Raw genomic sequence first — 7533 nt, 5'->3', positions numbered from 1 at the left:
CGTACCAAGCCCTCTGGACCGCCGTCGGTGCAGTCTGCGATCTATTCCATAGCCAGGAATGCAGAAACTACTTCAAAGCCGCAGGATATGGTCCCGATTGAAGGTGACTTGCTCTAGTATAATCACGATCCAACTGATCAGCGCGAGGGCCGTAATAAAGGGCCCCAAAACAATGCCAAAATGCACCGCAATCGGCAGCGACGCCACCGCATGGCCATCAAGGTTGTAGATCGTCGCGGCAAGACCCGCAGCAACGCTCAACACAGGCAGCACAAACTTCGGCGTCGCGCGCAGGCTGGCGGCTGACACCACGCTGCACAAAGCCCCGACACTCAGCGCAGCAACCGCACCATAAACGCCGGATCCGTTGGCGGCAGGGATACCCGCCAGCAATCCCGCCAAAAAGCAGCCCGCAGCAAGACGCGCGCGATCCGCACCGCTGGTTCCGGCCAGAACTGCAAAGCCAATTAACAGCAATGGGATAACCGGGGAATTGATCGACTCAAGCATCGATTCAAGCGTCAGCCGAAAGCCAACCGAATTCCCCATCCCATGCGCCAAAGCCAAGCCGGGCCACAGCGCAAAAGCTGCCGCCCCGCAAGCGATACCGATCTTCACATCGCGCCCACAAGAAACGCCGTGCCCACCAAGGCGATCACCGCTCCGGTCGCCCGCACCACAATCTTGCCGCCCTGATACTTGGTCAGATAGCCGATCCCGATGCCACACAGGTGCAACAGCCCGGTGCTGACGATGAAGCCAATCGCAAACGACAACGGATTTGACGCCTCTGGCAATTCAACCCCATGCGCATAGCCGTGACAGACCGCAAAGATGCCAATCACGATACAGGCGACCCACAACGGCGTTCTGACACCAAACAGCACCAGCACCCCCAGCACCATGCTGGATAAAGCAATCCCGGTCTCAATATGGCTCAGCGGCACGCCCGCAATGCCCAACGCCGCTCCACAGGCCATGATCATCGGGAACAAAATGGGCAGCAACCACAGCGCCGGGCGACCTAAAAACGCGCCCCAGATACCAACCGCCACCATAGCCGCCACATGGTCCCAGCCCAAAATCGGATGAAGAAAGCCACTGGCAAAACCACCCGGAATGCCGCCGATATGGGCGGATGCCGCACTGGCTGACGCGATGAACGTCAGTATCGTCAAGCCGGGTGCTAATAATTTCATTTTATATCTCCCTGATGCTTGGTAGTTACGTCACCGCAGGAGATTAGTTTCAGCACAACGCATCATCACATGCCTTAGCGTGAACTCTACGCCTTATCCCGCACCTTCATCGCGTTGTTCAGCCCTTGAAACACCTCGAACCGCCCGGTCTTGCGCAGCAGATCCGATAGCTTGGCCGACCCATAAGACCGCGGATCAAAGTCAGGATGCAGTTGCGTGATCACCTGCCCCAACTGCCCCAACGAATAATCATCCTGATCCGGGTCGATCTTTTTCATCGCATCGCTGATCAACGGAATAGCCTGCGCCGCCGATTGCTTGCCCGCCGCCACGGGCTCGGCGCGGCCCACATCCGGCTTGCCGGGCTTGGCCTCCAACACTTCCGCCCCACTGTCGATATTCTCGATAAACACAAACCGATTGCAGACTTTCCGCAGTGAATCCGGGGTCTTAGACTCGCCAATCCCGATCACCTGCAAGCCATCCTCGCGGATACGGCTGGCCAATCGGGTGAAATCGCTGTCCGACGACACCAGCACAAAGCCATCGACTTTTCCTGCGTGCAAAATATCCATCGCGTCAATCACCAGACCAATATCCGATGCATTCTTGCCCTTGGTATTGGCCGATTGCTGATGCATCACCAACCCCAAATCCCGCGCGGCTTCCTTCCACTGCGTCAACGCTTGGCTAGACCAATCCCCGTAAACCCGCCGCAAGGATGGGTCGCCAAAGCTGGCAATCTCATCCAAAATCGCCACCGCATGGCGTGCAGGTACGTTATCGGCGTCGATCAACACCGCCAACCGCGGCGTCCTCCCGGCAATCGTCGTCATATTGGCTGACATAAGACCCTCGCTTTTCCTTTGGTGATGCCCGAAATCGCGCACGGCGGATAGAGAAAACCGCCAATGCCCGAAATTCCTAAACTTTATCTAAAATTTGCTTTCATCTGTTCTTAAATATCCCCGCCGGAGGCTCCTTTGATCAATGTAGGAAGCCTGCGGCGGGGATATTTAAGAACAGATGAAACGGCCAGAGCCGTAGTTTCAGCAAGCCACCTCGATCAAAAACGGCCCGCGCCGCGTCATCGCCCCCGCGAACGCGCTCACAAATTCATCCGCCGTCACCGCCCGCACCGCGTCCACGCCATGCCCCTGCGCCAGCGCCACCCAGTCCAAGCTGGGTTCCACCATATCAAACATCCGGTTCACATTGCGCCCCACATTCGCAACGCCGACATTCACCAACTCGCCATGCAGGATTTTGTAAGTCCGGTTGGCAAAGATCACCACGCAAACGTCCAACCCCTCGCGCGCCATCGTCCACAGTGATTGCAGCGTATACATCGCCGATCCATCGCCCGACAAAGCCAGCACCTTGCGATCCGGGCAGGCCACCGCCGCCCCCACCGCTGCAGGCAGACACTGGCCAATCGCCCCGCCCATCGTCACCAGCACATCATGACCGCGTGCGGCGACCATCGGTGTGTCCACCGAAACACCCGAGGTGATCGCCTCATTCACCACCACGCAATCCTCCGGCATCAGATGCGCAATCGCTTGGCCGACCTTCTCAAGGCTCATCGCCCCCGAAGGCAGCGCAGGCAGATCGAGCGCCTGAAACGCCTCCACTGGCAGATCATCCAAAGCCCCCAATTCCCGCGCAATTTCCTGCAAGGTCCAAGCGTAATCCATATCAATCGAGCACAGCTCGATCACCCGGCACTCGGGCGATTCAGGCAGGCTCGGCTTGCCCGGATAAGCGAAAAACGCCGTTGGGCGCTGAGTGCCGCACAACACCAACACCGACTTATCCGCCAGAATCCCCACATTGGCATCCACCTCATAGGCAAGCCGCTGCAACTTGACCGACCCCGCCCCCCGCCGCGAGCGGGCCGAGAAAAACGGCGCCATCAGCGTGCAGCCTGAAGCCCGCGCAATTCGCGCCGCAACCTGCCCCAAATCGGTATAAAGCGCCGCACCATCCACCATCAACGCCGCCCCCGGCAGCCGCAAAGCCCGTGCCGCAGCCACCACATCTTCCGCGCGGGGCCTGCGCAAAGCCGGGGCCTCTGCCGCCACCGCCGAAGCCTCTGCCTGCTCCCAAGCCGTGTTCGCTGGCAGGATCAACGTCGCAATCTGCCCATTGGCCGACCGCGCCGCCTGCACCGCCGCCGCGCCATCCACCGCCACATCCGGGGCCGAGGCTGACACCCGCGTCCAATGCGAAATCGCCTGAGAAATCCCCACGGTATCGCCCTTCAGCGGGCTCTCATGCTTCAAATGGTAACTCGCGTGATCGCCCATCACGTTGACGATGCCCGACTGCGCCTTATGCGCATTGTGCAGATTGGCGAAAGCATTGCCAAAGCCGGGGGCCAGATGCAGCAGGGTCGCCGCCACCCGCCCCGACATCCGGTAATAGCCGTCCGCCGCCCCCGAAACCCCGCCCTCAAACAAACACAGGATGCAGCGCATTTCAGGATGACGATCCAGCGCCGCCACGAAATGCATTTCCGACGTCCCCGGATTGGCAAAGCAAACCTCTACCCCCGAGGCCAGCAGCGTCTTCACCAAGCTCTCGGCACCGTTCATCGTGATCTCCCTATGCTGCGGCCAGTCTGCACGCGCGGGCGGACAGGTTCAACCCGAACTCAGACGATCAACGCCAGTGCTTGCGCCCCCAACACCGCCAGCCGCCAGAGCCTGATCAGGCGCAATGCCCAGCAGCAGCCCGCGCTGGCCTGCGTTGATCCAGACCCTTTGCACGCCGCAGACTGAGGCTTCTATCGCCACCGGAACCGCCCGCTTCGATCCAAACGGGCTGATGCCGCCAACCCGATACCCGGTCAGCTTCTCGGCCTTCAAAGACGGCATCATCGCCGCCGCCTTGCCGCAGAAAGCCGCCGCAACCTTCTTCATCGACAGCTGCCGATCCGAGGGGATCACGCAGCACGCAGGCTTGCCATCGACCTCGACCATCAGGGTTTTCAGGGTCAGGCTTGGCTCCAACCCCAGCGCGGCAGCGGCGGCCAGACCCACCGCTTCGGCATCCGGGTCATAGCTGTAGGGGTGCAGGGTGAAGCTGACCCCCTTACTTTCCAGAAACTTCACCCCCGGAGTCGCGGCCATCGGCTTGCCTCAGGTCAAGAGTTCGGCAGCGTCGTGCAGGAACGCGCGCCCAGAAACACCGCAGCTTTGTGGATCACATCCGGGTCTCCGGTCAGGAAAAATCTGCCCCCGGAAATCCTGCCTTGCAACGTCGGCTCGGCGACCAGCGCGCCGCAGACGAAGATCGAGATTGTCCGTCCCTGCGGACCTTGGGTAAAGTTGGACAGGGGGGCCAGCCAATCCGGCGTCACCGTCACTTCCAGCGCATCCTGGTTGTTGAAATCCTTGATCGCGCGCGCACTCGCAATCGCGTCGGGCGGCAGATCAAACAGCTGATTGTTCAGCACGAACCGCACAAAGCCTTCCCCATCGGCTACAACGGGAAAGGCTGTCAGCAAGACGGTCAGGGCAAGGACGATGAATTTCAACGCCTTGCCCATGCGGTCAATACACCACTACGGCGCGGATGCTTTCGCCGGAATGCATCAGATCAAAGCCCTTGTTGATGTCCTCCAGCGGCAGAATATGGGTGATCAGGCTGTCGATCTCAATCCTGCCGTCCATGTACCAATCGACGATTTTCGGAACGTCGGTGCGACCCCGCGCGCCGCCAAAAGCGGTGCCTTTCCAGACCCGGCCGGTGACCAGTTGGAACGGGCGTGTCTCAATCACCGCCCCAGCCGGAGCCACGCCGATGATGATCGACTGGCCCCAGCCACGGTGGGTACATTCCAGCGCATCCCGCATCACCTTGACGTTGCCGGTGCAATCAAACGAGTAATCCGCGCCACCGATCTTATCGAACGGCGTCTTGGTCAGATCGACAATCGCCTGCACCACCGAGCCGGAGGTTTCTTTCGGGTTGATGAAATGCGTCATCCCGAACTTCTCGCCCCAAGCCTTTTTGTCGTTGTTCAGATCGACGCCGATGATCATCCGCGCCCCCGCCATTTTCAGACCCTGAATGACGTTCAGACCAATGCCGCCCAGGCCAAACACCACAGCGGTAGCGTCATGCTCGACCTTGGCGGTGTTCAGAACCGCGCCAATGCCGGTGGTCACGCCGCAACCGATATAGCAAATCTTGTCAAAAGGCGCATCCTCACGCACCTTCGCCAACGCGATTTCCGGCACAACGGTGTGGTTCGCAAACGTCGAACACCCCATGTAATGATAGATCGGCGTGCCATCCAGCATTGAGAACCGCGAGGTGCCGTCGGGCATCAGGCCCTGTCCTTGGGTGGTGCGAATGGCGGTGCAAAGGTTGGTCTTGCGCGAAAGGCACGACGGGCATTCCCGACATTCCGGCGTGTAAAGCGGGATAACGTGATCACCGACTTTCAGCGAGGTGACACCGGGGCCGATGGCGATCACCACGCCTGCGCCTTCATGGCCCAAAATCGCCGGAAACAGGCCCTCGGGGTCGGCACCCGACAAAGTGAATTCATCGGTGTGGCAGATGCCGGTGGCCTTGATCTCGACCAGAACCTCGCCGTGTTTCGGATCGGCGAGGTTGACCTCCATGATTTCAAGCGGTTTGCCGGGGGCTAAGGCTACGGCTGCACGGGTGCGCATGGGGGTCCTCCGAGGGGATTATGCCAGATGATTTTGGGCAGATGAGTTTTGCGTCAAACTGGGCCACGCCGCGAAAAATTGCAACGCTGGAAACGACCTGTTTCGGGTTGTTGCCGCTTTGGTGGTTGCTGCGGCGGCGCGGGGCGGGCTAAGACTGCAGCAGGATTTGTAGGAAGTTCCGCGCGCATATGGTTGCCTTGTTTTCCCCTCTCATGCGGCGGAACATGCTGGGTGTTCTGGCGGCTGCCTGCCTCGCGGCCTGTGCGATGGGTGGGCAGGTGCGGATGGGGCCGGTGTCCAAAATGCTCAAACCACAGCCGGATCTGTGCGGTGCCGAAGGGCTGATCGACGTGGTGGGTCGGCCATTTACCCTGCTGGCAGATCATCCGCTTGCAGGCCCGCTGCGGATATTGTGGCCTGGGCAAGAAATCACCGACGAAGTGGTGCCAACCCGGCTGAATGCAGAAGTGACTAACGATCAGCTGATCCTTCGGCTATCTTGCGGGTAGTCAGAATAAAGGTGACCCAATGCGTTTCTCGCCCCTCCTGCTTGCCCTGCCCGTCGCGCTGATGGGCTGCGTGCCCGAACCTGAACCACCCCTGACCGATCCTCTGCCGGTAGAAGACGCCTGTGGCGCCAGTGGCTTGCAGCATTTGGTCGGCCAAAGTGCGAAAAAGCTGGAGGTGATGCGCTTCGCCCATACCGTGCGGATCATCCGCCCCGGCATGGCGGTGACAATGGATTATTCCGCCGAACGGCTGAATATTGAGGTCAATGCGGCAGAGGTGATCAGCCGAGTCAGCTGCGGCTAAACGCTCTGGCCACAGGCGTTTTCCTGCGGCCAGAGCAGTTTGCGGCTTAGTTGGTCGCCACGCGGTAGGTGGTGTGGCAATCCTTGCAGGCACCGCCAATCGCGCCCATCCCGGCCTTGATGCCCTCTGCCGAGGTCGTATCCAGCGCGGTGGCTGCGGTGTTCAAAGCGGTGGCTTTGGCGACAAAATTATCCCAGTTGGTCCAGATTTCAGGCTTGGCCCCCGAAGCCGGATCGTTGCCCGCCTTTTCAAACTTGACATGGATATCGGCAGAACCCGCGATCAAAGTCGCCTTGGCAGCTTCGGCGGCGGTGGCATCATAGGCGACCTCACCCGAGGCCATACCGCCCAGGGCCTTGGCGGCGCCGCCAAAGGATTTCATCAAAGATTGCTGGGCAATCACCAAGGGGTCGGTGGCCTCGACTTCAGCAAAGGCAATGCCTGCGAAAAGAGTCAGTGCGGTGGCGAGGGCTTTGGTGGCTAAACGCATGAGAGAACTCCGGGTTGAGACAAGGGGTTCAGTATAGCCAAAGCTTTGCAGACGGGAACAGACTTTGGTCTGAGGGCGGGAAAATGAGGGCTGCGGCTCTGACCGGGAAACACCGGCCGTCTCGGGGGCCATCGAGGCCCCACTCAGCGGCTCTGCCGGGAGATCGATAGGACAGCGAGCGCGGGCTGCGCCGCTGCATTTGAGTATTTGTCAAAGAGCAAATCCCGTTAGAGCAAGTCACCTTCAATCGGGACCATATCCTGCGGCTTTGAAGTAGTTTCTGCATTCCTGGCTATGGAATAGATCGCAGACTGCACCGACGGCGGTCCAGAGGGCTTGGTAC

General features: G+C 60.0%; 10 protein-coding genes. 2 read left to right on the top strand and 8 right to left on the bottom strand.

The genetic code is table 11. From position 1 onward, the window contains the following. Positions 1–72: 72 nt before the first annotated feature. The 7 genes from ACP7AP_RS23590 to ACP7AP_RS23560 form a co-directional block, all read right to left on the bottom strand. Positions 73–618 (bottom strand): hypothetical protein, encoded by a 546-nt coding sequence (locus ACP7AP_RS23590; RefSeq protein ID WP_426038293.1) that lies wholly within the window; start codon positions 616–618, stop codon positions 73–75. After that, complete coding sequence (locus ACP7AP_RS23585) at positions 615–1199, bottom strand: HupE/UreJ family protein (protein WP_426038291.1); 585 nt, start codon at positions 1197–1199, stop codon at positions 615–617. The genes ACP7AP_RS23590 and ACP7AP_RS23585 overlap by 4 nt, the downstream gene beginning before the upstream one ends. Before the next feature lie 86 nt (positions 1200–1285). Continuing rightward, positions 1286–2047 (bottom strand): NYN domain-containing protein, encoded by a 762-nt coding sequence (locus tag ACP7AP_RS23580; protein ID WP_426038289.1) that lies wholly within the window; start codon positions 2045–2047, stop codon positions 1286–1288. 201 nt (positions 2048–2248) lie between these two features. Continuing rightward, complete coding sequence (locus ACP7AP_RS23575) at positions 2249–3796, bottom strand: acetolactate synthase large subunit (RefSeq protein WP_426038287.1); 1548 nt, start codon at positions 3794–3796, stop codon at positions 2249–2251. Between the two features lie 48 nt (positions 3797–3844). After that, the gene (locus tag ACP7AP_RS23570) at positions 3845–4333 is read right to left on the bottom strand and encodes a YbaK/EbsC family protein (protein ID WP_426038285.1); all 489 of its coding nucleotides are present in this window, start codon (positions 4331–4333) and stop codon (positions 3845–3847) included. A 14-nt stretch (positions 4334–4347) separates the two neighbouring features. After that, positions 4348–4740, bottom strand: coding sequence for a hypothetical protein (locus tag ACP7AP_RS23565; protein WP_426038283.1), 393 nt, complete (start codon positions 4738–4740; stop codon positions 4348–4350). 16 nt (positions 4741–4756) lie between these two features. Next, a complete protein-coding gene (locus ACP7AP_RS23560) occupies positions 4757–5887 on the bottom strand; it encodes an S-(hydroxymethyl)glutathione dehydrogenase/class III alcohol dehydrogenase (protein WP_426038281.1) in 1131 nt (376 codons plus the stop codon). 224 nt (positions 5888–6111) lie between these two features. Here ACP7AP_RS23560 and ACP7AP_RS23555 point away from each other — a divergent pair, with 224 nt between their 5' ends. Next, positions 6112–6396, top strand: a complete 285-nt coding sequence (locus ACP7AP_RS23555; RefSeq protein ID WP_426038279.1) for an I78 family peptidase inhibitor — start codon at positions 6112–6114, stop codon at positions 6394–6396. A 19-nt stretch (positions 6397–6415) separates the two neighbouring features. Further along, positions 6416–6700 carry an I78 family peptidase inhibitor gene (locus ACP7AP_RS23550; RefSeq protein ID WP_426038277.1) on the top strand — a complete coding sequence of 95 codons (285 nt, stop codon included), beginning with the start codon at positions 6416–6418 and terminating at the stop codon, positions 6698–6700. 46 nt (positions 6701–6746) lie between these two features. Here the strand turns inward: ACP7AP_RS23550 and ACP7AP_RS23545 are convergent, their stop codons facing one another. Further along, the gene (locus tag ACP7AP_RS23545) at positions 6747–7190 is read right to left on the bottom strand and encodes a c-type cytochrome (RefSeq protein ID WP_426038275.1); all 444 of its coding nucleotides are present in this window, start codon (positions 7188–7190) and stop codon (positions 6747–6749) included. Positions 7191–7533 lie beyond the last annotated feature (343 nt).

This window comes from Cypionkella sp. TWP1-2-1b2, assembly GCF_049896245.1.
Taxonomy (GTDB): domain Bacteria; phylum Pseudomonadota; class Alphaproteobacteria; order Rhodobacterales; family Rhodobacteraceae; genus Cypionkella.
Note: the sequence above shows the minus strand (reverse complement) of the source record. Positions and strands in the feature narration are given on the sequence as shown.